Genomic DNA, 26,715 nt, shown 5'->3' on the forward strand with positions numbered 1-26,715 from the left:
ATCACCTCAGAAGGGGGGAGAGGCCTGAGTGGGATTATAGAGGAGGTTGCCCAGGTACGGATTATAGAATGGTATTGAGGGAGAAGCGGGGGATGACATCCAATAGGTCACCAACATGAAGGCTATCCCGAAGGCCAACACTACCGCGTAGTACGTCCACCTGCTCACCCCATCCGTGACACTCAGCATGTTAGAAGCCCTTATCCCGAGGTAGGTGCCGAAGGCCATGACTGCCTCCATCACCAGTAGTACCCACCATGCAGCCGCAGCGTTCAGGGGATCGTGACCCAGGGAGTGAAGGAAACTGCCCCAGAACGTGGAATATATCTGGGAGTTATGCATCCCGTAGCCGGTGGGATTCAGTATCTCGTTGAGGATTAGAGGTGATCCCCCTAGGAACTTGGGCAAGTTCCTCACGAGGATCGAGGCGGCGAACACTGGTATCAAGGCGTAGGAGATGCTTGTGAACCCCCACTTGAGAGGAACGCCCCTCCTCTCCTCGAACTTCGCAGCAATTAGCACAGCGAGGATAGGTACCAAGTTTATGGCGAAGTAATCTATAGGGTTGGGGTAACCGTCGTTGGAGTAACCGTAATTAGAGAGCCCAGGTACCAGCAACTTGGAGAACGAAGCCCACCCAGTCACATGGTTCAGCCATTGGTCCATCATAGAGTAAAACGGAAGTGCGTTGAGGAACTGGAATAGGACGACACCGGTCAGTAAAGTCACCGACAGTGCCAGGTCGAATCTTTTCTTGCCGGTCATTAGGTCGCTGAGCCACGGGAACCTCTTTACCTGCCAATCTATGTTGTCGTGTGGACAGGCCTTGTAACAGTCAGAGGCCAACCCGCACATGGGCGAGTTCTCCTTGCTTCCAGGGGAGGCAAACCATGGACAACCGTGGTACTTATCGTTCCCTTTCATGCAATCCTTTGTGGTACACTTCTTGCATACCTCGGGGTCTCTGGCCCTAAAGGTTCCCAGCGGGGAGATCGTGGTGGTTATAGCTAGAGGTGCACTGAGGGGACAAATGGTCCTGCAGAAGGTCCTGTCTTGGAAAAGAAGGCTGATGAAGAGTTCCAACGCCCCTATGTATATCAACACTACGGAGGTGAGCATCGGGACACCAGGGCCTCCTATACCGTAGAACTCCTCCATCCAGGTTAGCACCGAGAATCCGACCGCGGAGTAGAAGATAGTGGAGTACTTTATCGGCCACCTCAGGTCTAACCCTAGCTTCTTCCTCATCTTCTTCCACGGATGAAGTCTGTGCACCCACTCCGCCTGGCCACTGAAGGGACAAGTTTGGCACCACGCCCTCCCGTTTGCCAGCCAGGTTAGGAGCCAGAGTAGCGGGAACCAGAAGAGCCAGCTTATGTCTGATGCGAAGTTTACCAAGGAGATCCCAGCGGGGCCCAGCTTCTGATACCCTATCAGTCCAGTGACCATGACCACATAGAATATCACGAAACTTGGAAGGATTATAGCGAAGTGTGCCCAGGTTTGTTTAAATAACCAAGATACAAATCTAGTTATGGGGTTGGTACCCCTCAAAAGGGAGGGTCTATGTTCACAAATCTCCTTTCCAACCTCATCTGCTCTCTTCAATATCTCCCTGGGTGGTGTGACAAACACCCAGGAGTTAGTATGTGACTTAACAAACATATCCAGTACTAAGTTCACTGCGAGCACTGTTAGTGCTGTGGTAAAGAGGAGTATTCCAGTCTCTATCATGAGTACATTTCGTAAAAGTATTGAAATTCCTGTGAAGGCTCCCGTTCCTACCGTGGATACTGCAGTGTAGAGGTTGAACTTCCTCTCTGCGTTTCTTATCCTTGAAGTTAGCTTATATTCTGCCCTCTGCATGGTCTCACCACATTTGTGTGAAATTTTACATGATTAAACATATTTACACACAACATGGTGACTTACAGTCGAGGATAGAATATATAAATATTTCTGTTATTTGTCAACTAACTTGAAGTTTGTTATTAAATAATTTAAACTTAACCCAAAGTTAGTAGGAAAAAATGTAATGTTAATTACAGATATATTTATCGTGAGTGCTTTTCATGTTTATAAGCCAAAAATGACGCTGATGCTAATATATTCATAAGGAAGAACGACTTCTTATAAACATTAATAGGGTAGATCTATATCGTAGTTAAAAATTGTACATCGCGATTGATGGAGGAGAGGATACCCTCACCCTTCCAAGGCCTAGAGAAGATCAGAGAACTTAAGCCCTTATCGTGTTTCCCTTAATATCTTCTTGTTGGGTTATCTCTTCGACTATCAAGTATAGGGCGGTCCTCAGGACATCACTTTTCCGATACCCTCCTCCCATCTCTTTGATATAGGAATTAATCCTCTCCTGGAGTTCCTGTGGCAACTTGACCGTGACCACAATCAGCGGCTCCCCTCCTTCCAGCCTCCTTGGAACCTGCCTCTGCTCCAATATCTGCTCCACCTTTCTCCTTATAAGGGGAGAAAGACTGTAGCCCTTACTTTCCACAAACTTCCACAGGATCTCGGCCTTACTCTTCTCTACTTTAAATGAGTTGACTTTCATGATGGTATTATTGGTATTATGTATTTATAAATTTTTATAAAGGAAGGGGGGATCGACGGGGTGTAAAACCAAGCCCCTTCCAGGGGCAGGGATGTGCCATTCGTACGATTTTAAGCTTCTAATCCCTCTTCATCTCAAGATTTTCTCCTCAGGTCGACACCTCTGGGAGTGGGAGCCGACCTCTCCCGCGATGCCTGGGGAGAGGATGACGAGGAGACCACTTCACCTGTACAGGAACTTCACGTCCCACCTAGTCGAGACACTCCACGAACTAGGCATGTCCACGATCTACTTGGGTCACCCCTTAAACGTGGCACGTGACAACTGCAACAAGTGCATGTCACAGCAGTCATGGGACTTTAACGTAACTTAATGATTTTCATCATCCCCGGCGGTCCGCCTAAAGGGCGCTCGAGAGCCTGAGGAACGCCTCCACGCTCCCCAGGTTCAGCTCCCCTACCAGCTCTCTGACGACGTTGTTGATGGTGAAGATCGTGAGGTAGCCCTGAAGCGTCTCCCTCCTCCAGAAGGACGAGTCCCAGGGCCTTGACGTCCCTTGGAGGTCCTCGATCTCCCACACGACAGGGCTCCTCCCCGCTGAGCGAGAGGTCGGTGGTGTAGAGGTACCTGGCGTGTGTCCCGGAGTCACGTTTACGTTCCCGGACTAGCAACTTCACCGTTATCACTCGGCCTCCCAGGGTCAGGTCGGCGTAGTAGACTCCGGGGGTCTCCCACTGGGAGGTCTTCCTCGAGGGTGTCCTGGCCGACCCTGAGCTCGGTTGGACTTGAGCCTTGACACCACGTTGTCCGTCACGAGCTTCTCGGACCAGTACTGGGGTCGAAGACTACCCTGGACACGCGGAAGGACTCCTTGAACACGTCCAACATCTGGCCACGTCGATCTCGGTCTTGAACTCGTTGACCCTCACAAATCCAACATCTTCCTCACGGCGTAGGGGAAACCATGAACGTCCTGCTTGAGGTCCACTATGGCTACCGTGAGGAGCTTGGCCCTCTCGAACCTCCCGTGGGCGTGGCAGCAGGTCCAGTGGTTCTCAGGGGTTCACGTCCCCCTGGAGCCTTGCTGTCACGGTGTCGTCTATGATGACAGGTCCCTTCACCAGCCTGACAGGACCTCCACGCGTCGTCAAGTTCTCCCAACGCCCCATCAATTCACGTTCCAACCCGAACGTCTCGGCCGCGTTCCTCACGCTGGCCCTCCCACATACCAGGACCATGAGGATCAGTGCCAGTTAACCTTCCTGCTCCTCCCGTTCCTCCTGACCACGCCCAGCCTGTTTACCGCCCTGACCAGCCTCTCCCTAGCGAACTCGATCAGTCCTTCCGCACCTTTTCAGCAGGACGACGTCGAAAAACTTCTCGCAATACCGACTTCCCCGTATTACCTCCCTAAGATTCCCATAACTGCTGAATTGAAGTAGCCCACAAAGCTGCAGGACTCACTAAAACTTCAACTTCGTCTTCCTTTTAACCTTGGCAATGGTTCAAGGGTGTTAGATTTAAATCCAGTTTGCTAGATTTTGTCCCTCAAATAAAAATAGGCCACTATTGAGAACTAATGGACTCTCTACTGAAAAACAAAAAGATTGAAGTTTATCTGAACCTTCTCCTGGGTTCGTCCTCAACTACCTTATCGGAAAGGTTATTCTGCGTGTTAACTTCGAATGAACCCTGAGTCTCAACTAGTTTACCTTCCCGACCCAAGGTCAATCTCATGGAACCTCTATGGACGGAAACGAAGCCGTCCTCTATGGCGAATACCTTTCCTTGCGTCACCTTAGGTATATTTGAGTCCCACACGCTCATAAGGATTGCCCCAGTCTCATCTCCGACAAGGACATCCATAACCTGGTGGGAAGAACCATCCTTCCCTATCACGTTCCTTTTCTCACCCAGACTAACTACCTTTACTACTACGTCAGCCCTCCTTCTAGGGGCTAAGTCTTTCACTTTCAAACTTTTTCCACTGAGTCTAAGTAGGGAACAGTGTATATTAAATTCTTGCTAACTGTTCGCCCTTCGAGAATAGTTTTCATCTATATGACAAATATCTTAAACGCGAACTTTTCGTCGGATCCTGAAACCCCTAGGTTTATTAAATGACTGCTCTTATCTAACATGTGAAAACATGTCCAAGGTAGGATTCATAGGAGTAGGCAAGATAGGACAGACCATAGTCTACTCGTCGATAGTGAGTGGAGCTGTGGATGAGGCGGTGATTTATGATATAATTCCCGAACTTCCCGAAAAATTTGAACATGAGCTTAGACACGCCTTCGCAACTAAAGGGATAAAGACCGAAATCCTTGGAACCAATAACCTAGACGACGTGGCAGGGATGGACATGGTAGTGATCTCGGCAGGAAAACCGAGGAAGCCGGGCATGAGCAGGAGGGACTTATTCGTTGATAATGCCAAGATAATGATGGATTTGGCAGGTAAGCTTGCCCCTAAGAACCCAGGGGCCATCTACCTCATGGTCGCGAACCCCGTGGACATGATGGCCTCGGTCTTCATGAAGTACTCGAAAGAGTACACGATAAGCACCGGTGACCAAGTGGAGACCATGAGGATGAGGTCGTACATAGCCAAGAAACTTAAAGTTCCTGTGACCCAGGTGGATGGGTTCGTCGGCGGTGAACACGGGGAAGATGCGGTAGTTCTATGGAGCACTGTGAAGGTTAAGGGAAAACCCATCGATAACTTCAACATCAATAAACAGGAAGTAGAGGACTACGTGAAAAAGATACCCGGAGAGATAATCAGAGTCATGGGAGGTACCACTTGGGGACCTGGGACCATAATAGCTGACATCATAAAGGCTGTGTCTCTAAACGAGAACAGAGTCATGAGTATAGCAACTCCCAGACAGTATGAGGGACAGATAATACACGTCAGCTCACCCATAGTAGTGAGTTCCAGCATAGGGCCTAGTCTTGAGACTCTACTGGACGAGAAGGATAGATGGCACCTCAACTCTGCCATGAAGGACTTCTATGAGGCCTACATGGAGAACATGAAACAGTTAGAGCAATCCCTGAAGCCAACCTAACCTTTACGACCCCACCCGTTTTCGTTTTAACCTGAGGGAAGAGTACTGCGCAAGGTTTTCCGTTTCAAGTCGCCTCCATGAGAAGAGGTTTTAACGTTAAAAGTTGTTGGAATCCCCCTTTACTCGGAGATGAGATTAAAGGGAAAATCCATGTATCTTCTGTCGACGTCAGGGAGATCTTTAGCTAAGCATGTTGATTGATCTATAATTTATGCCAGAAATCGTCCTAGGAGGGATAAAAGGAAATAACGTGAGAACAAAGAACATCCCTATGCCACCTCAGTTTATGGCCTCAGCCGTCACTGACGGGGAAATAATGAGGCTGCCTGAGCTCAAGGTTATATGGGGGAAGCTTATTATGACCTGAGCGTTCTCCGTCGGACCTACTAAGAGGTCCTTTCCTGCAACGAAGTGTATCTTAAACACGTTACTGGGCACCGTGACGGAGAATCCAGATAGCGAGGCCGTTGCGTTAGATATGTAGAGGAACACCTCGTTATACTTACCGGCAGGTATCCTGGCTGAGGCCAGGAGTGTTAGGTTCGAGCTCAACTTGAAAGTGATCGTTTTGTTGGACACGGTGACCCAACTACCGTTGACTGCGTGGAGCATTATGGAAGTAACTGTTAGATATATTGAGAGACCCGAGGGGGCGTCCTGAACGTACACCGATACGTTACCAGTTGTTCCGTATATATACCCAAGATATCCTCCTACAACCAGGACTATGACCACGAGTCCGAGGATCCAAGTCTTCATTGATACTTACAAGTTCACGTAAATTAAAAAATTTCTCCAGAGATCTTCACTTTTTCCGCATTATTGCCATAATAATTCCTAAGAACGCGAGACCTGACCGTGCAAGAAAATGACAGCTCTCGTAGTCTCGCATCAGTTTAGATCCTCACCTGGAGGTGAAGAATATAGAGAAATTAATCGCAGGAGTGTTGATGGCAAGAGAAGTCATGAAGTGGGAAGAGTGGAGACCTTTAACGTCTCAGGACCTATAGCCAGTCCTATCATTGATAATAGAGCTCCCACTGCCAGTATGACAGTGGCTGACATGGAGACTGGCATAGCTCCAGATAACTGCGAGATGAAGAGTTGCGTGAACCCGGCCACTATGAATGCCCCGTTGTACGAGAATCCCACTCCCGTGGCTCTGCTGAAGGTGGCGAACCTCTCTGCCAGATAGGACGGAGTTATGGCTGATGCCAGGTTAATTCCGAAACCGAAGATCACCATCGAGAGAAGGGATGGATGTCCAGATGCGTAGAACCAGATGGCTGTGAGTAACCCCACGGCCACGCCTGCAATCCCCATGGCCTTCCTCCCCACGAAATCCGAGAGGAACCCCGAGAACAACATGGACGGAATCCCTACAACGTTCATGACCAAGGCAAGGAGACCGTAAACCTGAGGCTTGAGGTGAAGGACTTCGCCAAGGTAGACTGGAATAAATTGGGGGCCTGCGTATATCATGACCCAAAAACCTACCATCACCAGGAGGGTCTGTATCAAGGGTGAAAGGCCCTTCAGTGGGTATTGTTTGGGAGCTTCCAGATATATCCTAGGCTCTGAGACCTTAGCCCTTATGACGAGGGCGAGTATTGCGGGTATGACTCCCACGAAGTAAATCACCCTCCAACCGTTCACGGCGAAACCTGGGCTCCTGGCCAGGTTCGTGAAGAGGAGGTCAACCAGTACGAAACCTAGTAGAGTTCCTGATTGCATTAGCCCCGAGTAGAGACCCCTCCTCGAACTGACACTCTCCATGGCAAGAGTAAATGAACTGGAGACGTCTCCCCCTATGAACATTCCCTGTACGACTCTTAGTAGAGATACTATGACGGGTGCCAATATCCCTATTTGATAATACCCTGGTAGTAAACCCGTGAGGCCTATAGATAGGGAATAGCCCAAAACGGTAACTATTAAGGCCTTCTTCCTCCCCTGAAGGTCGGCCAGCATTCCGAACAGTAAACCTCCAAGGGGCCTCGACACCACAGTGAAAATGATGGGTAAGACTGCTCCCAGTAGACCGAAGGTGGGATAGAAGACCTTTTCCAGTATCGTTGCAGTGATCACTACTGCCCCTAGGTCGTAGGAGTCCATGACCCAGGATAAATACGCTCCTATGAAGTTGGACCTCATAAAGGCGAAAATTCAGTAGAAATTTAAAAAATTAAGTATATGCCTTTTAGGAGAACTAATTTAACGGGTTTGTCATCTTCTCCTCAAGATGAGTACTACAGCAAACACGATCACTACAACAACCACTATCCCAACTATCAGTGTGGTATTGAGCCCTCCTCCGGTAGTGGGCGGAGCTGGTGGACTGCTCTGATTTGTATGCTTAGAGGTATTGCTCGGTGTAGTCGTCGACGTAGTGTTGGTCTTGGTTGGTGGGGACACTTGAGTCGGCTTAACAGCAGTGAAGGTGATGGAAGACTCCTTCTCCAACTGTACTCCCTGAGGCGTCACAGAGTAAGTGCTCACAGTGACGGTGTAACTACCTGCTTGCGGAGGAGTTATTGAGACTTGAAAAGTGGCGGAACCGTTCACTGGTAGAGTGTAGTTGAACTGCCTGGTCAAGTTTAAAGGTTCCACAAGTACCAGAAGGTAACCTTTCCCAGAGTAATTCCCTTGATTGTTAACCGTAACCTTTATCGTGAAGGAGGAGTTAACCTGGACCTGGAAGTTGAGTATCGGTGAACCGTTTGCATAGTAGAGCTTCACTGACGGGGTGGGCAGAAACACCAGAGGTAGAAACTCGACTCTCACACTCGTGGTTCCATTAACGAAGATTACACCTGAGGGAGTCTCAGCCTGGAATCCTGTCACTTGACCCACGGAGTACTCGTACTTTCCTCCCTTTACTTGGAACGTTATCTGACTCCCCGTGGAGGTCTTGGTAGTACCGTTGAGGGTCACAGACCATTGGGTACCTGAGGGTAGACCCTGTTCCTGAAAAGTCACGTTGAACAGCTGAAGCTTAGGTGAGACGCCAACGTATAAGGGAAAGCTCTGGCTCACGGATATGTTGGAACCAGCCTTCACCAAGACGTCTAAGGTATAGACGCCACTCTGAGGAGGAGTGAACTCAAAGCCCACCTGCGTCTGGCTCCCTGCCCCTAGCGACTCCACAGGCGTGACGTTGGCATAGACTTTTCCAGCCATGGTCACGGTCTCTTCAACAAAAATCAGGGTCTGCACGTTACCTTCGTTCTTAACGTCTACAAGTAGCTCATAGTTACTACCAGGTTGTAGCTCAGGGACAGCAGACCCGTTACTCAAACTGATCACTGAGAACCCAGTTATAATTAGCTTAATGAAGGGAGGGGCGAAAGACACGTTTATGAGCTGGGAAGAATTAATGAAGAGAGTCCCTGAGGAGGGCGTGGGGATATAGTTTCCAGCCTTCGCTACACTGTACTGGAGGTATGCAGGCCCATTTACTTGGAACGTTATCTGACTCCCCGTGGAGGTCTTGGTAGTACCGTTGAGGGTCACAGACCATTGGGTACCTGAGGGTAGACCCTGTTCCTGAAAAGTCACGTTGAACATGTTTTGAGAGGCGTTAGAACTTGTGTGGGTAACAATTAACAGGGCTGGGCTCAATAGGGTCAAGAGGATTAGGATTCCTGCAGTTTGTCTCATGATCTCTGCAACGGATAAGCTCTGCATTTTATAAATTTTTCCGATACACTCTAAAATTGTCCACAGCATCAGAGCTTACTATTTTAACCTAATTTTTAAAATAAATAAAAATATTGTAAAGCTTAAGGATAAAGGATCTCCCTAACCCCAGCTGTAACCAGACCCGCCAGAGGAGCCAGAGCTACTGGAGCCTCCAGAGGAGCCTCCGGAACTACCCGAGGAAGAGCTTCCTGACGAACTAGTCATGGTCGAAGTGGAGGTCGTCTTAGCTGTGGGAGCGTGTGATAACGCCATAGCCATGAAGACCCCTCCCACTATTAATACTACCACTACCAAAGCAATTATTCCCAGCTTTACGCCGCTCAGTCCTTTTCCGCCTCTCATAGTTGATCTAATGAACTTTACCCCACGTTTTAAAAAACTTTTACCCAAATTGGAAGATGATCTAAATTCTTTACTGTCCAAATAAATAGTCCTTTAGAAAATGTAATCATAAAAAGATTTGAAAGTTGTCTAGATTTGGGAAAAACTATTTTTAAAGATACATCCTAAGACAGCTCGATATGAGCACTGTGTCAACTCAGGAAAAGATACTCAGGATATTCGGCGGTGTACTCCTGTTGGCTTGGGCAGCGTTGCACTTTTTCCTCGGATCAGCTCTATTACGCCATCTCCCTCTAGTGGGCCAGTTTTTCTTCGTCGATGCCGTGTTAGCGATCGTAGGGGCCGTGATGATCTTCATAGGGATAAGATGGTTATACACTCCTGCGTTAGTGTTTGCATTGGTGAATTATCTGCTCTTAACAGAATCTAGAGTTTATCCAGCCCCCGTGTTAGGCAAGCCGCTCCCAGCCATAAATTCCTACGTGATATTCACTTTCGGCCTAGATATTCTACTGATTGTGGTTTTGACAGCGCTGGTGTTGTCGATAAAGTGATCTTTTTTATAAACGTCCCTCCGTGATTATTCGTGGTACATTAACTTTAGGAGGTAAATTCCAGGGACATCTATGAAACTGCCGTATACAACAGTTTGAGATAAACCGTGAAGTTTATACATTTTGTATGTGAGTTTTATTATGGTGCTGAAACCTAAGGAAGTGTGCCAAAAACTGGGAATATCCTACCGCACGTTGCAGAGCTACGTTAAGGAGGGTTACATTAAACCAGTAGTGCAGAGCGGGAAGTGGAGGTTCAGGGAGGACGTAGAGAGATTGATGGGTATTGTCAAGAGGAGGAAAGTGGCATTATACGCTAGGGTATCGAACAAGCGAAAGGACGACTTGGTGAACCAGGTTAAATACCTAGAGGAGAACGTTAAGGAATACGAAGGTGATAACAGACGTGGGGTCTTGGTTGAACGTGAAGAGGAAGGGGTTCCTCAACTGAGGACGATATTGAACAACGAGGTGTCGAAAGCCGTAGCTTACCCGGACAGACCGGTGAGGTTCGGCTTCGAGATGGTAGAGGAGGTGTGCAAAGCACACGACCGTGAGCTCGTGGTGTTGAACGGGGAGGACAAAACGCCGGAACAAGAGTTGATAGAGGACTTGATCTCTATACGTATCGTTAAGCGAGAAATTGCAAGGAGTGGGGAGTCACGAGTACGAGAAGGTGAGGAAGTGCGTCGAGGAAGTTGAGGCTTAAATCGTTTCAGCCAGAGGAGGAATACGTCTACCTAATTTACTCCATGAAGAACGACAAGAAGGAGGAGAGCAGGGTACTACTGGAGAACTACAGAGTCCTACTGCAGAGGGCTTTAGACTGGTTGTGGGAGAGGATCAAGGTTGAGAGGAGGGAAGTGAAGAGGGGTAAGAATGTCATCACGAAGGTCAAGATAACCCTCCCCGAGAACGGTAGACCCAAAATCACCTCCTTGAAAATAAATCTATATTATTAATAAGCGGTTCTATTGATTTAAGTAGAAAATCTCTTAGATAGAATAAATCATCAGAAAACAAGAGTATTAGGAGTAACCTGAACTGCTCCCTCCTCACCTCCCCCTTGAACACGGTGTACAGGGAGTAGAGTACGATTGCCAGCACGAAGATCAACGTGCGGAAGACGAACTTGGTGGAACTGGTGAATGGGAGAAAAGCCTTGATGTTCCGGTAAGAGGTCTCTATGGGACCCCTCACCTTGTTGTACAAGTCCAACACCTCCCCCTTCGGTAGGTCGAGGTTCGTAGCCCTAGCGAAGTAAACAACCTTCCTCTTCCCCTTCTCCCTACCGTAGACCAAAAGCCTGAACTTGACCTGCTCGTCCTTCCTGTGCCTCTTACTGTTCGTCTCGTACTCGCCGTCGAACTCCTGGTAGACCTTCACGTCCCCAACAGGGACGGCAATTACGTACTTGAACTGCGAAACGAAGTTGAGCACGTCAATCGCGTAGAAGCCAGCGTCGAGAGTCATCAACCTTACCTTGAACCCCATGGCGACGACTCGCTCCACGAGGGCCTTCACGACCTCATCCTTGGTCATCCCCTTGACTTGAGTGACGAAGGCCAGTAGGAGCACTTTCCCGTCAAACTTAGTCGTCGCAGTTGCGTAGTTCCAAGAGTTTCCCTCCTCCGAACTCCCGAGCCCCTCCACCGGTCTCCCGTACCAGGTCTTGGTTGTCCAGTCTATTGAGAGGTCTATCTCCTTGACTCCCTTCAGTACCTTCAAGGATATTTTCCTCACTTGTTCCAAGAGTTTCTCAATAACTTCCACCCCTTGCTCCTCCACGTAATTCCTCACGGTCTGTGGGGACACGCCATACGCCCTCGACTTACTTTCCACCGAATCGTTCCATAAACACGCTGAGATGAGGGTTCTCGCCACCTCTTCCCCTCTCTTTCCCTTGAAGTTCAGCATGGAAAGTAATTTATATCCTATTTGTTGAACGTTGTTTTGGTGAGGGAGATGGTGTATTATCATCTCGCTCTCACACGTGGTAATACCACATCTCCCTCACCTTAAACCTTTCTTCAACTGAATTCTTAATACCCTTATAAATCCTGTTATCTGCCATGAATCGATATTATCCTGCTGGAGTTATTTTTCATAATATGATTTTGGGTCTACCGAGAAGAAGGGAGTGTACAAGACGTTGAGGCATGAACTGGAGGAGGTCAACGTCCTAGCTTCCCACTACGCTGACAAGGCAATAAGCGACGCTTACTCCGTGTTGAGGAGCTGGAAGAGGAGGGCCGAGAAGGGGCGAGCTTCACTGAGGAAACCTAAACTGAAGAGGGTTTACGTGAGGGTTAAGTCTACTCTGAGGAAGGTTGATGGCGAGAACGTGAGGATTACTGTTAAACCTTACCAGTACTTGACCCTCTCCTGGTCTCACACCTGGTTCTCTCCACGGGTCAAAGGGTTAGAACTGGGTGAACCAGTGATAAAGGAGGACAGAGTTCACCTACCATTCCGTTACAGATTACCCTGGTCAACTCCCCTGGACTATCTAGCAATCGACAGTAACCTCTACACGCTGGACGCTTACGACGATGAGAAGTTCGTCACTTTCTCCTGGAGGGAGTTGTACAGCCTCAAGTTTGGGATGGAGTTGAAGAGGGGTAGAATCAAGTCCTTCGCTTCAAAGCACGGTAGGAAAGGGGGGAAGCTGATGGGGAAGTACTCTCACCGTGAAAGGAACCGCGTCCTAGATTACGTTCACAAGTTTGTGAACAAGTTGCTGGAGATGTATCCCGTGAAGACGTTCGCTGTTGAGAAGTTGGACAAACAGTCAATGTTCCAAGATGCCGACGACAAGTTGTCTAAGGAAATATCTAGGACTGTATGGAGGTCGATCCACCGTGTGTTGAAGTACAAGGCCCCACTATACGGCTCCCTAGTTAAGGAGGTGAACCCGCATTTAACTTCCAAGTCCTGCCCCAGATGTGGATGGGTTTCCCGAAAGGTAGGACTTTTCGTTGTGAGAGGTGTGGTTTCACCTTGGACAGGCAACTGAACGCATCCCTCAACATCTTCCTCAAGATGTGCGGGTTTCCCCACCTCTTTCTCACTCCCACTGGGAGTAGGTGGGTTTAGGTTACCCCGCTAAGGGGGCGGAGGGGTAACGGGTTTCCCCGCGACTCCTGTGAAGCCCAAGGGCTTAGGATTGGATACAAATTCATGAAAATTCAATGAAGCCCGAACCCCAATAAACGTCTGTAGCTCTATATAGCTAAATATAATCTAGTCCCTTCAGTTTTATAATCTCGTTTCAACAAATCCCGCATATGAAAGGTATATCTGGTAGGTTAGTAGCCGTAATAGTAGTTGTCATCGTGATTGTGGCAGCGTTAGCAGTGGTGGAGTTAACGTCCAGACCCCACACTACAAGCACCACTACTAGTCCGACTAATATTACTACGACACCACCGGTTGTGGGTAACGCCACGAACGTCACCATAACCGTGGTGACTTTCTCAGGGCAATCAGCCAACTTCATTCAGTACGCAGGTAACCTCTTCCACCAGATGCATCCCAACGTCTACGTGCAGGTCGTCACGTTCCCCTTCAGCGAATACATACAGAAAGAGCTGACCGCGCTCACTGCCCACTCCACACAGTACGACATAATAGGCTACACCTCCACCTCAGCACAGAGAGTAGCTCCCTATCTGCTACCCCTCACCGGCTTCAACACTTCAGAGCTGATAACTCCACAGGAGGACTTCGGGGGAGTAATATATAACGTGTCTACGGGGCAGACCGAGACTGTAGGAGTGGTCTATGAGACAGCTGTCTACCTGATGGCCTATAGGGTTTCCATATTCCAGAACCAGACGTTGGCCAACGAGTTCTATCAGCAATACCACGTTCCCTTCAATCCGGCTGAGTGGAACAATTGGACTGACGTTATTTATGCAGATCAATTCCTCACCAGTCACGGCCTGACGAAGTACGGTTTCCTCATAGATGATCACGTGTCCCACGGCATCATCGACGCTTTTCCAGCGGTCTTCGGCTGGTATTATTCCAGGGATCCCGCTCTGTCAGGCAATACCACGGGGGGAATTCCTGGGTTCAACATCATGTTCACCGGCTACATTCCCTCCGGGATGAAGGTACCGGTTCCGTCCTTCAACTCTTCCGCTGGAGTTCAGGCACTTAGTACCTACGCCCAGCTCGTCTCATACGAGCCGAACCCCTCTCAGCTCCAGATAAGTTACGATAACCTCCCAGAGCTGTTCCCTCAGGCACCAGGTGGATTCCTCTTCACCAGCCAGTTGTCCTACATCAATTCCTCCGTGGCACAGGACACCTACTTGGCACCTCTCCCAGGAGGTTACGCCGAGACCGGAACCGACTTCCTGGGAGTGAGCAAGTTCTCAACCCACCCTCTGGTAGCTGAGGAGTTCCTGCAGTTCCTTGTATCACCACAGGTCCAGGAACAGGCCTTCCTGAAGTTCGGCAAATTCCCTGTGAACGTTCAGGCCTATCCAGCTCTCCTCAACAACTCCTCGATTCCATCATATCAGAGGGAATGGTTGAACGCGACCTATCACGCCGCGTTGAACGCTTGGGCGAACCCACCCAATATCCCGCCCACTTACATCTCGTTGATCACTGACTTCAACAACCAGGTCTACAGCTACTTGACTGGGCAGAATATGAACGCCACCGAGGTCCTCCAGACCGCAGCACAGCAATGGGCAACAGCAGTTGAGAGCTACTATGGTGCCTGAACTTGAGCGTGGAGATCAAGGGGGTATCCAAGAGGTACGGTAAGGTCGTCGCTCTCGACGAGATCAAATTGAGTATAGAGAAGGGAGAGTTTTTTGTCATATTGGGTCCGTCAGGATCAGGTAAGACCACCCTGCTCAGAGTCCTAGCGGGATTGGAGACGGTTGACCGTGGAGAGATAATCCTTGACGGAAGGGACGTGACGAGAGTTCCTGCATCAAGGAGAGAAGTGGCCATGGTTTTTCAGAATTATGCCCTCTATCCCCATAAGACCGTCATGGAGAACCTAACCATGCCGGTGGAATCGGAGATGAGTAGGGAGGAGGCTAGGGAGTTGGCAGAGAGTATAGCCAGGAAGCTCAACATAGCGGAACTATTGAACAGATATCCCAATGAGCTCTCCGGCGGTCAACAGCAAAGGGTTGCCTTGGCTAGAGCGCTCATGAAGAGGCCCAAGCTCTTCCTCATGGACGAGCCCTTGTCCAACCTGGACGCAATACAGAGGATTTCGGCCAGGAAACTCATTAAGGACATTCAGAGGGACAACTCCATAACCACCGTTTACGTCACACATGATCAAGTTGAGGCTATGGCGTTGGCAGATCGTGTAGGCATAATGGACTCAGGAAGGCTCATCCAAGTGGGCACACCAGAGGAAGTATATAACAACGTAGCCAACGATTTCGTAGCGTCGTTCTTCGGGAATCCACCCATGTCGCTATTGAGCGGGGAATTCCTGGGAATCAAGGGCCGAATAGGTATCAGGCCCGAGGACGTGGTCATCGGAGAAGGAGAACTGAGAGGTCGAGTGTCAGAGGTGGAGTTCTGGGGGGACAGATACCTGGTTTATCTGGAGATAAACGGCTCGGAGATGAGGGCTTTCCACGGATCGAGGCTGAGGGTGGGGGAACAGGTCAGGTTCACCGTCAGGAGGTACTCCGGCCCTTGGGATGACGGAAAATGAGGTACCCTATCCCCTATCTCATTTACATCTTTGCCTTTGGAATAATACCTTTCTTTGGGGCCTTCCTGATACTGGGAGTGAACATTTCCTCAGCCTTCTCCGTGTTCAAGTTCGTTCCCGTGGGATTAGTAGTTGAGAACACGCTCATCTTCTCCTTCTTTACAGCTGCCCTGTCCTCAGTCCTGGGTACCCTCCTCGCAGTGGCCGTGGAGATCCTGCCTAAGGGGAAGAGGTTAGCCTCGCTCTTGGTCATGCTACCGTACACCATACCCTTCACCTCCTCAGCCCTCATATGGACCATTAGTCTGTACGGTAAATACGGATGGTTCTCCTACCTCTTCCACCTCCCATTCGATCCTCTCTATCTGGCCAAGACCTCCATATGGGCTGTTACTGGAGTGAGCGTTTGGTCCTCTGTGCCCGTCTCCTTCCTAATCATGATCTCCTCCCTGAGGTCAGTACCAAAGGAAGTCAGGGAGGCGTCAGTGATGGACGGCCTCTCGCTTTCCCAGTATTACTCCAGTGTCGCCGTACCCATGGTTGGGAAGGCCTTCTGGATATCTTTCCTCCTACAGTTCGTACTAGCCATGGGAAACTTCGACCTCCCCTACGTCCTGACCCAGGGCGGTCCAGGATTTTCCTCCACTACCTTGCCACTCCTGGTCTTCGACGAGATGTTCACCTTCGGGAACTTCTCAGGGGGGGAGTTGGTTGCGGCTCTCCTAGGGCTCATGGCTACCCTTCCCTCCCTGGCCTTGATTTTCCTCTTCAGATCCAGGAGGAGGAAGTATCTCCCCTCCCTCAACCTCAAGTTGTCGGATCGCGTGTTCAAGGGAATCATGATGGCCCTCATGGGCTTACTCTTGTTCACCCTGGACTTTCCGGTCTATTGGATGGTCTTAGTTGCGTTTAGGGAACCTATCCTGGACTTTAAGTATCCACCGGTCCTGTTCCCCACTCACCTGACTTCGTCGTACTTCATATCTTCCCTGGAGCAGTCGGTTCCATACATGATAACAAGCGTGGTGGTGGGCCTCACGGCGTCACTCTTCACCGTTTTGATGTCCCTCCCAGCCTCCTACGAGGCGGCGAGGAAGGGGATGGGATGGTTACTTTTCCTCTCCATATACCTGTACTCCCTCCCGGCCGCTTCTTTCGTGATACCCCTCTACCTGCTCTTCACGGGAATTGGGTTGATAAACACCTGGTGGGCCCTCATACTGTCTACTCCGATCTTTACCGCAACTTTCGCCACGTGGATATTCTATAACTTTTACATGGACTTCCCCAGGGGGTACGATGACGCCGCTCAGGTCTTCGGTATAAAGAGGAAGTTGTTCAGGATAATCATGCCTCTCTCTAGGGGCTCCATCTTCTCCGTTTTCTTACTGTCGTTCGTTTTCAATTGGCACCTCCTCTTTTATCCACTGATATTTGCCAATACTCCCTACAACATGAGATTCCCACCTGAGGGAGCCCTAACCATAACGATCTTCGCACTCCAGGCACTGGGAAACGAATCTCTAAATTGGGGATTGTTGGCCTCTTCAGCTCTAGTGGCATCGCTTCCGGTTATGGTGATCACCATGATGGCGGTGGACAGGATCCTACGGGGAGAGAGAGGGAGTGGAGTCAAGTTTATCTAATTCCCTTCACAGTCGTGTACTCGCAGTCTCATGATCGGTGTCTCTCTTGACATCGGGGGAATCCTGTTTTAAACTTCTAGAGGTAAATTTAAATTTCTAGCGTAAAGATTTTAAATTAAAATCCTGTTTATATGGTTAGAAACTTTTTTAGTTATTTTGAATCAGGTCGTGTAGGTGTTTACCCGTGGCGTAACTTTTCCTTACTTTTAATTACTTCTAATTCCGCCACGGGCACCCCTCTTAAGGGATCATACACAGTCACCCTTAACTCATTGGGGCTAGTCGAGGGAAACATCAATACCCTCCCATCCACACCTTTATCACTCCCCAAACCTCGTGAGCAGTGCCCGTCATCAGTTAGGGGGATCATCAATAAAAACTACTTCGGTAATACTATATAAACATTACTTAATTAAAACGATATTTAGAAGTGATTAAAAATAACGAGTAGTTACGTAGAAGCGTTACAGTCTAGAGAGCGTCAATGAAGCACAGGCCGGTGTCTAAAGCCTCTCTTTTTTAAACCGTTGAGAGGCCCTCTTCCTTATTATTTTTCCCGTTTTCATAGACTAACATGAACAAGGACGTAGGTAGGAACGCAGAGAGGGAGCTGGTGAGCCTCCTCAGATCTCAGGGTTTCAGGGCAGTGAGGATCCCGACATCAAACTCCTCCCCAAATCCCCTCCCAGACGTCTTTGCAGTTCGTTCAGGCTTCCTTTACGCCTTTGAGGTCAAAAGTACGTGGGATCCAAAGATTAAGGTCAGGAAGTTACAGATCGAGAAGTTGTTGGGCTTCCTCTCCATGTTTCCTATTCCTGGGGGGGCCTACATCGCCGTGAAGTTCAAAACGTTCAAGGAATGGCGATACGTCCAGGTCAATTCGCCTCAGGACACGACTGTGACCAGGGAGTCATCCACCCTTCTGGAGGAATTACTGTGGCCAAAACCCTTAATTTCAGGGAGCACATTAGATACACATGTTAACGATTCACTCCCTGAAGTCACACAATAAATGGGACAACACACTTCCCCCGATTGAGAGGATAAGGTCAGGGGACGTAATTACGGTGGAGTCCAAAGAGGCGTCCGATGGCCAAGTAACTCCCAACTCCGCCCCCTCAGACCTACTGAAGCTGGACTTCTCCAGGATTCATCCCCTGACAGGTCCCATAGAAGTGGAGGGAGCCGAGCCAGGGGACGTCATCGAGGTGGAGTTCCTGGACTTTACAACCAAGGGGTGGGGATGGACTGGAGTTTTACCGGGCTTCGGGTTCCTAGCTGGCGATCAATACACTACACCTGTGGACTTAACAGGACCAGCCCTTAAGATATGGAAGGTAGGAGAGACCGCCGAGGCTAAGTTTGGGGAAGTCTTGGTGAAAGTGCCCTCCAGACCATTCACAGGAGTTATAGGGACGGCCCTCCTCAGTCCTGGGAAATTCAGCACAATTCCCCCGAGGGAGAACGGAGGGAACATGGACATCAAGCATCTCACCAAGGGAACTAAGCTTTACCTACCAGTCTTCGTGAAAGGAGCTCTCCTCTCTCTAGGGGATACCCACGTGGCCCAGGGTGATGGAGAGGTGTGTGGAACTGCCATAGAGGCACCCATGGACGTTACCATCAAAGTTGTGTTACATAAAAACGTGGGATTGACACAACCGGTGTTCGTTACCTCGTCCGTCAGGGAGCAGGAGTTCAGGGAATACTTAGCCTTCCCTGGGATCGATCCTAACCTATGGGAAGCTGGGAAAAAGGCAATCAAGGGCATCATCTCCCTGTTGTCTAGATTTATGACACCTGTCGAGGCTTACATGCTCTCCAGCGTTGCGGTAGACATGAAAGTCAGCGAAGTGGTGGACGTACCCAACTGGATTGTGACAGCCTATCTGCCCAAGGATATATTCCCAGAGGAAGTAAGGAAGGAGCTAAACTTCGTCAGGTAGTAAGCTCGTTTGAAAATTCTGATCTCCACCACATCTGATAGAAATGTAAGTCCCCTAGAGGAGAGCTATTTAAGGTCTTTTCTTTCGAGTGCTTTGTGAGCTATCTCAATTTTTATTAGAGATAACGTGAAACCTGCTTTTTAATCTAACACTAGATTTTGAATTTAAGAAAACTTACTGGGCTAAACTCCTGAAAAATTGAACAGTTCCCAAAAAAGCAACTTTCGAGAGGGTGAACAAGGTACGAACTCACGAGAGAGCTAGCCCTGGAGCTGAGGTGAGGAGTCCTGGGTTTAAGTAAAGGTGCCGTCGTCAAGTTCCGATAAACCGCGAAGTTTATGCACTCTATAGCAGCAGTTACTAGATTTTGCCTTGATTACAGGGCAATATCTAAGGGAAAGTCCCACAACTGCTGTCTATTAGGAAAAAATCACACCAAACGAGATGGAAGCATCACGATAGGTGTGACGACGAGTCATGTATGGGACGTGCGGGTTTCCTCAACGGATAGAGTCACGCCGGTGGGTGGGGTCATCCCACTTAGGAGTGCGAACGGATCGGCCCTGACTCCGTGAAACTCAAGGCCTAGGATTTATGCAAATCCATGAAAATTCGATGAAAGCCCAAACCTCTTAGATAAGACAACAGATTCTTGACGAGAATGTAGGCCAATGCACCCGAGAATCAGGCTTTATATATTTTCAGTTCGTGTTGGGAACCATGACATTTAACCTGAGATTGGAAATGATAGCAGCTGGATTTCTTACGGTAGTTTCTGAAGCTTTAACGATTTATACACTTCTCGCGTTACTGGGGATATCTCCTCTCATCGTCCTATTTGTCCTTCCCATCTTTTGGTTCGTTCAATGGGTCGTCTCTCCCTATCTAGTGGGTAGGAACACCTTTGAGGTCACTCCCTATGACCCAACGTTCGGCTGGGTGTACCATCTGGTCAGTGAAGTAGCCGTGGAGTCTAGGGTTAAACCCCCGAAGGTGTACGTGGCTGATGTAGGCTATCCTAACGCTTTCGCCCACGGAAATTACATAACCGGAAAGAGGGTGGCCATAACGATCCCTCTTTTGAACATTCTGACCCCACAGGAGTTGAGGGCGGTAGTAGCCCACGAGATAGGGCACATCAAACACAACGATGTGGAAATAGGGATGGCCCTAGGACTGATACCTACAGCACTGAGTTACGTGAGCACGCTATTGATGTACGCTGGATATTTCCTCCTATTCCTAGCAGGTGATGAAGTGGAATTGGCCATGGCCTTGGCTTCACTGGCCCTCGGGGGATTTCTCTTCGTAGTGACGTTCTTCCTTCAGATATTCGTGCTCTGGTTCAATAGGCTGAGGGAGTCCTACGCCGACTATCATTCGGTCTCCCTTCTAGGCAAGGGGTCACTGAACCTAGCCACTGCCTTGGCAAAGATACAGATCTACATGCAGAAAGTTAGGCTGGATCCCTTCACCGGGATCATAGTCACTACGGCTCCCGTGAGGGTTGATAACACAGAACCTTATCTCCTGGTTCAGGAGTGGTTGAGAAAGAAGGTGTCCCTCCTGACGGACTTTCTGTCAACCCACCCCCACCCAGCTAAACGGGTACAGATGATTTACAGTCTGATCGGTGGTTAGGGAATTTGGCTGTCCGTTCTAAACGTAGGACTTTTCAGTCACTGTAATCCTGGAGGATCCTCTTGGCGAGCTTGTAGTGGACGTAGTCTACCAGCTTGTCGTCTAACCTTATAGCCCCCTTACCAATCTTCATCGCCTCTTCAAAAGCCTGAACGACCTTCCTGTGCCACTCTATCTCCTCCTTAGAGGGGGAGAAGACCTGGTTCGCCACGTCCACCTGCGAAGGATGGATGACCTGCTTCCCCACGAAGCCGAGAGATTTGGCCAGGAGAGCCTCTCTCCTGAATCCCTCAACGTCCTTGAGATCGAAGAACACCCTGTCCACCGGATCGACATCATACGTCTTCGCAGTGATCGCTATGGCAGTCATGACGTAAATGTTTCCCTCATAACCACGTAGATCCCCTCCAGCGTGGAGGGCCAGATCTGCAGCACCGTAACTCACTGCCACCACACCTTCAGACCTCACGAGTTCCTCCAAGGTCGTCAAACCCTTTGGGGTCTCCACGATGGGCTCAATCTCCTTTCCCGTAACCTCGTGAACGAAGCTCAGGTCTCCCTCTGCCTTAGGCACCAACACGGTATGCAACTCTAGCTCTCCCAGAAGTAGAAGATCTCTCAGACCATCCCTAGTGTTTACGGAGTTTATCCTAACTGCTAACTCTCTCTTACCCCACTCCAACTGTTTGACCAAGAGCCTGAGGTTCTCCCTCGCCTTCTCCTTCTGGTCTGGGGGGACCGAGTCCTCAAGGTCGAAGATCACTGTGTCTGAGGGGATTTCCACGCTCTTCCTGATCATCTTTTCGCTAATGGCGGGTACGTAGAGCTGAGATCTCCTCCTCATCTCAATCTATTCCAGTAAAAGGGTACAGCATTTATTAGATTTCGCCTGATTACAGGGCGATATTTAAGGGAAGGTCCCATAACTGGTGCAGGTATTTACGCACTCTTACCTTAAGAGCGGGACGGTGCTCTCGTCTATGTGAGGTCCTTAACCACGTGTATGTACTCCCGATCTTGCTGTGTGGAAGACGTCACGTTACACTGCAACCTCTACAGGTGAGGTTCCCTCTGATGGGCTTGAGGTCTCTGGACTGAACGCGGGAGGTTTCTGTGACGGGAATTGGAAGTGGAAGTCGCGATTCAGGTTAGCCATTTTATTACGAGAAGAACAGTTTTGATAAGTAATAAATAGTTCCCAGTTAGGAATCTTCCCATGCGAAGAGTTTTGATATTACTAGTGAGTGCCTTACTTGTTGTGTCATTGGCTTCACTATTTATGGTGCTGAACATCCTCGATCAGAGATATCCCCTCCCGACATCACAGGGACTCGACTCTCAACTTGGTGGAAAGTGGCAGGTAGTGGCTGAAGGTAATCTAGATAATACCTCCGGCTTGTCCAAGATATTAAGTGCCCTGGCTGAGGATTCCCAGAACTCCTACTTCGCTTCCTATAAAGGAGAGGATCAGATCCTGACGGTCTTTGTGTTTAAACTTCACACTAACTACACAGATTCCCTGCTATACAAGATAAGGGAAATATACACGACTCTGAACTGGTCTGTGAGACCTCTCAATGAGACCCCAGGGTTCTACATTTCCTCTCCACAGGCACAGTATGTATACGCAGGTTACAAAGAGTGGATAGTGGTGATCTACATTAACGGGACCCAGGTGAGACCAGGAGAGGAGCTCCAGGTCCTCTCCTTGGCCTTAAATCAGCTAGATTGACTCAAAGAGGTATGGACGGCCTCAGGTAGAATGTGTGACCTAATCCCTTAATACTGCTCAACCGATTCAAGGCTTCTCGGTTTACCGACCTGACTCCCTGGTCGTTTAGCGTTACCCCCAAAACGTTCTCGTCCTCAACCAAAGCCGTGAGGTGCCACCCCCTACCTATGGAGGCTGCAGCGATCATAGTCAGCCCCTCGCCCCTGAGTATGCTCGGACTTAAGGCCTCAACCTTTTCTCTCCTCACCACCCTGTCGAACACAGTGTACAGGTAAGCCAAGAAAGCTCCGTCACCCATCAACTCTTCTATTCCCCTCCTCTCCTCTAAGGCCTCCGCAAATTGCCAATGAGTTGACGGATCACCCAGCTTGAGCATCACGAAGGAGACATAATCTCCCATGTTGAATATCTCGTACTTAGAGTTGAAGAGTTTAGCAACCTCCGGTAGGGTTACTTCCACTGCTGCCGGATGATCCACCAGGAGCTCTAACATCTCGCCCGGCTTGATCTTCATCAATTCCCTCTTAGCTATCATCTCTGGCACTGGGCACACCTCGCCCCTCACATCCACAACTTTCTTGACCTCTGGTTTCAGCATGGAGGCAATGAGGCTTAAGGGAAAACTCTCTACTCTTCCCTTGGAGCATATCAGGCTACCGTACTCCCTTATGTTCCTGGTTAAGGTATTCAGCAGACTTTCCTTCAACACGGAGTTCGGAGACTCCACGTTAATCCTGACCTGTAGGTTTCCTTTACCTCTCCTAAAACTTATGGAGGAGTAGAACCTCCCGTTCTCTTCCACGATTTCCAGTTTATCGGAGCTGACCCTAACGAAAACCTTGAAAGATAGACCGGCTAGCCTGAGGACACCAGTGTATCCCCAGTTCAGCCTCTTCAGATCGTGGAGCATATAGAGCCTACGATACTTTTCCAGATCCAGTAAAGGTTTATAGCTCACTTCACCTAGGCTTATTACTTCAGATTCCACATGATAAATTACTTTTAGGCCTAATAAACCCATCTAGTAGAAAATACTTAATTAAGAAAACCCCGAAGGCGTTCGAGGTCGTCGATACAACACTCCCTGTACTGTGCCCACCACGACGTCGAGAGAAGGTCTTAGGGCTGAATCCTTTTTCCCGTTAATAGAAATCTTTTTATATCTGTTTATAACGAATTTTCGTTGATAAATAATGACCTCCCACACCGATGTGGGCTATGTCCAAAAGGGTGGGAGTGATTGCAGAGATGTGAGCCCCGTGCCGTTGGGCTCGAAGGAGTCCCATGACCCACCTACCTTAAGTAGGTGGTTGAGGGCTAAGTCCCTGCACTCGATCATGAATGAACATAAAATGATTGAAATGAAAGTGTAGGGATAAACGGTAGCCAACTGCTCCCTGGGTCACGGACTGTGCCCCTATCTCGACGAGCCTTCAACGTTCGCAGGAAATTCATTAAATCGGTGGTTTCAGTGACGAGGAGACCGCTCTCTCCTAGCCTACCACAACCGAGTACCACCGTAAGGGGATATGACTCTCAAGTTAGGAACCCTTGCCCTCAGGGCGGGGAGTAGGTCAGTCTTCTCCTGGCAGAGCCTATTTCGTCGCAACTCGTCGAGAGGTAGTCCATTTAACCCTACACCATTCTTAATCATTTTACCTCCCATCATGATTAAGTGCACGAAATTCCCTCACCCACGTACACAACTTTGCGGTAACTAAGTAGACGGACCCCCAGAATCTAACGATACGGGGCTCACGTCACCACCAACACTCCCCTTTGGGTAGAGCTTATATGGTGTGAGAGAACTATTTTACGATAAACTTACATTTAATGAATATAAAACTGACTTTTAATATAAAAAAATTAAGCCCCAAACTCCACACGCTATCATAACAAAACGCACTTTCAGATTCTACTGGTTGATCTTGATACGATAACAAAGTGTCCCTTTTCTTTGAATCTCAATGAAACTTAGTAAATGAGAGAAAGTAGTTATAAATGCATCAATTTGGGCGATTCAGGGCTCCTTTGCAAATTGTAATATCTCTGTTGATTTGGACTTATTCAATGAAGGAATTACTGAATATATTTGATCATATCACGAAGAAATAAGGGTTCTTGTAATATTATTACAATGATGAGATAACAGGTCGAGAGGTTGTAGTTGAGGGCTATGGCCCGGGCGATCTGGAGTATCCTCCAGGGGGAGTGGCACTTCCCGAACCTCCTCCTCTCCAGGAGGGAGTTGAAGGACTCGGCCAGGTTGTTCGACCTGAGGAGGGGCCAGAGCTCCCTGGGGGCGAGGAGGTAGGAGAGGAGGGGAGAGCCACGGGTGGGGACGGACTCGGCGAGGGAGAGGAGGAGGTCCAGCAAGACCCTCACCCTCCTGTCCACCCTCCGTTTGAGGTGGACCAGGCAGGTCTGCCTCGCGACCTTGATCCCGGAGCGGGAGATGGCCTCGTCCAGGGCCTTCACCCCGTCGGCTACGACCAGGGTGAGGTTGTACCTCCTCCACAGCCTCACCAGGAGGTCCCAGTAGCTCACGACGTCCTCCTCCCTGGTCAGGACCACGTCAAGCACGGCCCTCACACCGTGGTCAGTGAGTCCCAACGCGATTAAGAGGACCCCCCTCCTCCCTCCCCTCAACTTCACGTACTTCCCGTCCACGACCACGTACTTGAAGTCCCCCCTCACCTCCAGCTCCTGGGTCCAGAGCTTGGCGTTCAACTTCCCTCCCAACACGGAGTAGAGCAGGAGGAGGGCCCTGAGCACCAGCCCCTCCTCCCTGAGCAACTCCTCCACTCCAGTCCTCACCCTCTCCCCTGTACAGCACGGGCAACCTCACCGTGACCCGCTCCAGCCCGTACACGACCCCCCGGAGGGAGACCTTGAACCCCTTCAAGAACCTGTACCTGGCGTAACCCCTCCTCCTCACCTCCTTCCCCCTGGCGTACCCGGGGGAGGTCCTCTCCGCCTCCTCCAGGGCCCTCCTCTCGATCTCAGCCACCGTTTCATTTAATAGCGCGTCCTTCCCAAGTAACTCGGGGACGAGCGAGGTCACCACGTGATAAAATGGGTGTCTCATGGTATGACCTAGCGCTCGTCCCCTTTTTAGTGTTACTGATGTAGGATCAATTAAGTCACTTTCATTCTATAGAAACAAATAGAAATCGCAATGGAGACCTGAATCGCCCAAGAGATTAAATCCTCCTTATTATTCATAATATTCTACAAACTCTCTCATACTATATTAATAAGTATTACGGCATATGATAATACTTTCATTAATAATGCATCTAGGGTGATTCAGGGCTCCTTTGCAAATTGTAATATATCTCTCGGTTTAGACTTATTCAATGAAGGAATTACTGAATATATTTGATCATATCACGAAGAAATAAGAGTTCTTGTAATATTATTACAATGATGAGATGATAGGTCGAGAGGTTGTAGTTGAGGGCTATGGCCCTGGCGATCCCGGGGGGGGAGTGGCACTTGCCGAACTCTCCAGGAGGGAGTTGAAGGACTCGGCCAGGTTGTTTGACCTGAGGAGGGACCTCCCTGGGGGCAAGGAGGTAGGAGAGGAGGGGAGAGCCACGGGTGGGGACGGACTCGGCGAAGGTTTCGCGTGTAAGCCGACTATCGGGACTACCACGGGAGCCACGGGTGGGGACGGACTCGGCGAGGGAGAGGAGGTCCAGCGCGTCCCTAACCCTCCTGTCCACCCTCCGTTTGAGGTGGACCAGGCAGGTCTGCCTCGCGACCTTGATCCCGGAGCGGGAGATTGCCGTGTCTAGGGCCTT

24 protein-coding genes and 5 pseudogenes are annotated in these 26,715 nt (G+C 49.4%); 14 read left to right on the top strand and 15 right to left on the bottom strand.

The annotated features are described in order from the left end of the window. Window positions 1-6: 6 nt before the first annotated feature. Window positions 7-1,866 carry a 4Fe-4S binding protein gene (locus tag METMK1DRAFT_RS06645; protein ID WP_009072051.1) on the bottom strand — a complete coding sequence of 620 codons (1,860 nt, stop codon included), beginning with the start codon at window positions 1,864-1,866 and terminating at the stop codon, window positions 7-9. A 373-nt stretch (window positions 1,867-2,239) separates the two neighbouring features. Then, window positions 2,240-2,572 (bottom strand): hypothetical protein, encoded by a 333-nt coding sequence (locus METMK1DRAFT_RS06650; protein ID WP_009072053.1) that lies wholly within the window; start codon window positions 2,570-2,572, stop codon window positions 2,240-2,242. 205 nt (window positions 2,573-2,777) lie between these two features. Between METMK1DRAFT_RS06650 and METMK1DRAFT_RS18465 the strand changes: the two genes are divergently transcribed. Continuing rightward, window positions 2,778-2,945 carry a hypothetical protein gene (locus METMK1DRAFT_RS18465; RefSeq protein WP_216586092.1) on the top strand — a complete coding sequence of 56 codons (168 nt, stop codon included), beginning with the start codon at window positions 2,778-2,780 and terminating at the stop codon, window positions 2,943-2,945. Here the strand turns inward: METMK1DRAFT_RS18465 and METMK1DRAFT_RS18185 are convergent. The 3 genes from METMK1DRAFT_RS18185 to METMK1DRAFT_RS06660 form a co-directional block, all read right to left on the bottom strand. Continuing rightward, on the bottom strand, window positions 2,932-3,258 hold the full coding sequence (locus METMK1DRAFT_RS18185) for a hypothetical protein (protein ID WP_172634119.1): 327 nt from the start codon (window positions 3,256-3,258) through the stop codon (window positions 2,932-2,934). The genes METMK1DRAFT_RS18465 and METMK1DRAFT_RS18185 overlap by 14 nt on opposite strands. Window positions 3,259-3,627: 369 nt before the next feature. Next, complete coding sequence (locus METMK1DRAFT_RS15580; protein ID WP_009072057.1) at window positions 3,628-3,810, bottom strand: hypothetical protein; 183 nt, start codon at window positions 3,808-3,810, stop codon at window positions 3,628-3,630. 376 nt (window positions 3,811-4,186) lie between these two features. Continuing rightward, window positions 4,187-4,543 (bottom strand): single stranded DNA-binding domain-containing protein, encoded by a 357-nt coding sequence (locus METMK1DRAFT_RS06660; RefSeq protein WP_245544574.1) that lies wholly within the window; start codon window positions 4,541-4,543, stop codon window positions 4,187-4,189. Between the two features lie 178 nt (window positions 4,544-4,721). Between METMK1DRAFT_RS06660 and METMK1DRAFT_RS06665 the strand changes: the two genes are divergently transcribed. Next, complete coding sequence (locus tag METMK1DRAFT_RS06665; protein WP_009072061.1) at window positions 4,722-5,645, top strand: lactate/malate dehydrogenase family protein; 924 nt, start codon at window positions 4,722-4,724, stop codon at window positions 5,643-5,645. Between the two features lie 279 nt (window positions 5,646-5,924). Here METMK1DRAFT_RS06665 and METMK1DRAFT_RS06670 read toward each other — a convergent pair whose 3' ends face one another. From METMK1DRAFT_RS06670 to METMK1DRAFT_RS18470, 4 genes are all read right to left on the bottom strand, one after another. Beyond that, window positions 5,925-6,404: a DUF4382 domain-containing protein gene (locus METMK1DRAFT_RS06670; protein ID WP_009072064.1), complete on the bottom strand. Its 480-nt coding sequence runs from the start codon at window positions 6,402-6,404 to the stop codon at window positions 5,925-5,927. Window positions 6,405-6,608: 204 nt separating this feature from the next. Then, window positions 6,609-7,799 (bottom strand): MFS transporter, encoded by a 1,191-nt coding sequence (locus METMK1DRAFT_RS06675; protein WP_009072065.1) that lies wholly within the window; start codon window positions 7,797-7,799, stop codon window positions 6,609-6,611. 72 nt (window positions 7,800-7,871) lie between these two features. After that, complete coding sequence (locus METMK1DRAFT_RS06680; protein WP_048087478.1) at window positions 7,872-9,332, bottom strand: COG1470 family protein; 1,461 nt, start codon at window positions 9,330-9,332, stop codon at window positions 7,872-7,874. A 114-nt stretch (window positions 9,333-9,446) separates the two neighbouring features. Then, window positions 9,447-9,689: a hypothetical protein gene (locus METMK1DRAFT_RS18470; protein ID WP_009072068.1), complete on the bottom strand. Its 243-nt coding sequence runs from the start codon at window positions 9,687-9,689 to the stop codon at window positions 9,447-9,449. 179 nt (window positions 9,690-9,868) lie between these two features. Between METMK1DRAFT_RS18470 and METMK1DRAFT_RS06690 the strand changes: the two genes are divergently transcribed. The 3 genes and pseudogenes from METMK1DRAFT_RS06690 to METMK1DRAFT_RS06700 form a co-directional block, all read left to right on the top strand. Further along, window positions 9,869-10,243, top strand: a complete 375-nt coding sequence (locus METMK1DRAFT_RS06690; protein WP_009072070.1) for a hypothetical protein — start codon at window positions 9,869-9,871, stop codon at window positions 10,241-10,243. 144 nt (window positions 10,244-10,387) lie between these two features. After that, window positions 10,388-10,952 (top strand): annotated as a pseudogene (locus tag METMK1DRAFT_RS06695) (IS607 family transposase). Continuing rightward, a pseudogene (locus METMK1DRAFT_RS06700) lies at window positions 10,942-11,157 on the top strand (hypothetical protein); the annotation flags it as partial. The pseudogenes METMK1DRAFT_RS06695 and METMK1DRAFT_RS06700, both read left to right, overlap by 11 nt. Before the next feature lie 16 nt (window positions 11,158-11,173). Here METMK1DRAFT_RS06700 and METMK1DRAFT_RS06705 read toward each other — a convergent pair. Continuing rightward, window positions 11,174-12,223 (bottom strand): ISH3 family transposase, encoded by a 1,050-nt coding sequence (locus tag METMK1DRAFT_RS06705; RefSeq protein ID WP_009072076.1) that lies wholly within the window; start codon window positions 12,221-12,223, stop codon window positions 11,174-11,176. A gap of 151 nt (window positions 12,224-12,374) precedes the next feature. Here METMK1DRAFT_RS06705 and METMK1DRAFT_RS06710 point away from each other — a divergent pair. The 4 genes and pseudogenes from METMK1DRAFT_RS06710 to METMK1DRAFT_RS06725 all read left to right on the top strand — a co-directional run. Then, a pseudogene (locus METMK1DRAFT_RS06710) lies at window positions 12,375-13,438 on the top strand (RNA-guided endonuclease InsQ/TnpB family protein); the annotation flags it as partial. A gap of 92 nt (window positions 13,439-13,530) precedes the next feature. Next, window positions 13,531-14,982, top strand: a complete 1,452-nt coding sequence (locus METMK1DRAFT_RS06715) for an ABC transporter substrate-binding protein (protein WP_009072078.1) — start codon at window positions 13,531-13,533, stop codon at window positions 14,980-14,982. 2 nt (window positions 14,983-14,984) lie between these two features. Continuing rightward, entirely contained in the window at window positions 14,985-15,944 is a 960-nt protein-coding gene (locus METMK1DRAFT_RS06720; protein ID WP_009072080.1) for an ABC transporter ATP-binding protein, read from the top strand. Beyond that, entirely contained in the window at window positions 15,941-17,590 is a 1,650-nt protein-coding gene (locus METMK1DRAFT_RS06725) for an ABC transporter permease (protein ID WP_009072081.1), read from the top strand. Before METMK1DRAFT_RS06720 ends, METMK1DRAFT_RS06725 begins: the two co-directional genes overlap by 4 nt. Before the next feature lie 178 nt (window positions 17,591-17,768). Here METMK1DRAFT_RS06725 and METMK1DRAFT_RS06730 read toward each other — a convergent pair whose 3' ends face one another. Further along, on the bottom strand, window positions 17,769-17,960 hold the full coding sequence (locus tag METMK1DRAFT_RS06730; protein ID WP_009072082.1) for a hypothetical protein: 192 nt from the start codon (window positions 17,958-17,960) through the stop codon (window positions 17,769-17,771). Window positions 17,961-18,164: 204 nt separating this feature from the next. Between METMK1DRAFT_RS06730 and hjc the strand changes: the two genes are divergently transcribed. From hjc to METMK1DRAFT_RS06745, 3 genes are all read left to right on the top strand, one after another. Further along, the gene (gene hjc / locus METMK1DRAFT_RS06735) at window positions 18,165-18,602 is read left to right on the top strand and encodes a Holliday junction resolvase Hjc (protein WP_009072083.1); all 438 of its coding nucleotides are present in this window, start codon (window positions 18,165-18,167) and stop codon (window positions 18,600-18,602) included. Next, a complete protein-coding gene (locus tag METMK1DRAFT_RS06740) occupies window positions 18,568-19,536 on the top strand; it encodes an acetamidase/formamidase family protein (RefSeq protein WP_009072084.1) in 969 nt (322 codons plus the stop codon). The genes hjc and METMK1DRAFT_RS06740 overlap by 35 nt, the downstream gene beginning before the upstream one ends. A gap of 720 nt (window positions 19,537-20,256) precedes the next feature. After that, a complete protein-coding gene (locus METMK1DRAFT_RS06745; protein ID WP_009072085.1) occupies window positions 20,257-21,177 on the top strand; it encodes a zinc metalloprotease HtpX in 921 nt (306 codons plus the stop codon). Between the two features lie 34 nt (window positions 21,178-21,211). Here the strand turns inward: METMK1DRAFT_RS06745 and METMK1DRAFT_RS06750 are convergent, their stop codons facing one another. Beyond that, window positions 21,212-22,021: an HpcH/HpaI aldolase/citrate lyase family protein gene (locus METMK1DRAFT_RS06750; RefSeq protein WP_009072088.1), complete on the bottom strand. Its 810-nt coding sequence runs from the start codon at window positions 22,019-22,021 to the stop codon at window positions 21,212-21,214. Between the two features lie 414 nt (window positions 22,022-22,435). Here METMK1DRAFT_RS06750 and METMK1DRAFT_RS06755 point away from each other — a divergent pair, with 414 nt between their 5' ends. Further along, window positions 22,436-22,909 carry a hypothetical protein gene (locus METMK1DRAFT_RS06755; RefSeq protein ID WP_155812321.1) on the top strand — a complete coding sequence of 158 codons (474 nt, stop codon included), beginning with the start codon at window positions 22,436-22,438 and terminating at the stop codon, window positions 22,907-22,909. A gap of 1 nt (window position 22,910) precedes the next feature. On the opposite strand, the gene METMK1DRAFT_RS06760 is transcribed toward METMK1DRAFT_RS06755, so the two are convergent. Next, entirely contained in the window at window positions 22,911-23,897 is a 987-nt protein-coding gene (locus METMK1DRAFT_RS06760; RefSeq protein ID WP_245544575.1) for a sulfurtransferase TusA family protein, read from the bottom strand. A gap of 205 nt (window positions 23,898-24,102) precedes the next feature. Between METMK1DRAFT_RS06760 and METMK1DRAFT_RS06765 the strand changes: the two genes are divergently transcribed. Continuing rightward, window positions 24,103-24,282: a hypothetical protein gene (locus METMK1DRAFT_RS06765; RefSeq protein ID WP_009072095.1), complete on the top strand. Its 180-nt coding sequence runs from the start codon at window positions 24,103-24,105 to the stop codon at window positions 24,280-24,282. Window positions 24,283-24,988: 706 nt separating this feature from the next. On the opposite strand, the pseudogene METMK1DRAFT_RS06770 reads toward METMK1DRAFT_RS06765, so the two are convergent. Together METMK1DRAFT_RS06770 and METMK1DRAFT_RS16345 are read right to left on the bottom strand one after the other, a co-directional pair. Then, window positions 24,989-25,997 (bottom strand): annotated as a pseudogene (locus tag METMK1DRAFT_RS06770) (transposase). Window positions 25,998-26,277: 280 nt separating this feature from the next. Next, a pseudogene (locus tag METMK1DRAFT_RS16345) lies at window positions 26,278-26,715 on the bottom strand (hypothetical protein); the annotation flags it as partial.

Source organism: Metallosphaera yellowstonensis MK1 (assembly GCF_000243315.1).
GTDB classification, from domain to species: Archaea; Thermoproteota; Thermoprotei_A; order Sulfolobales; family Sulfolobaceae; genus Metallosphaera; species Metallosphaera yellowstonensis.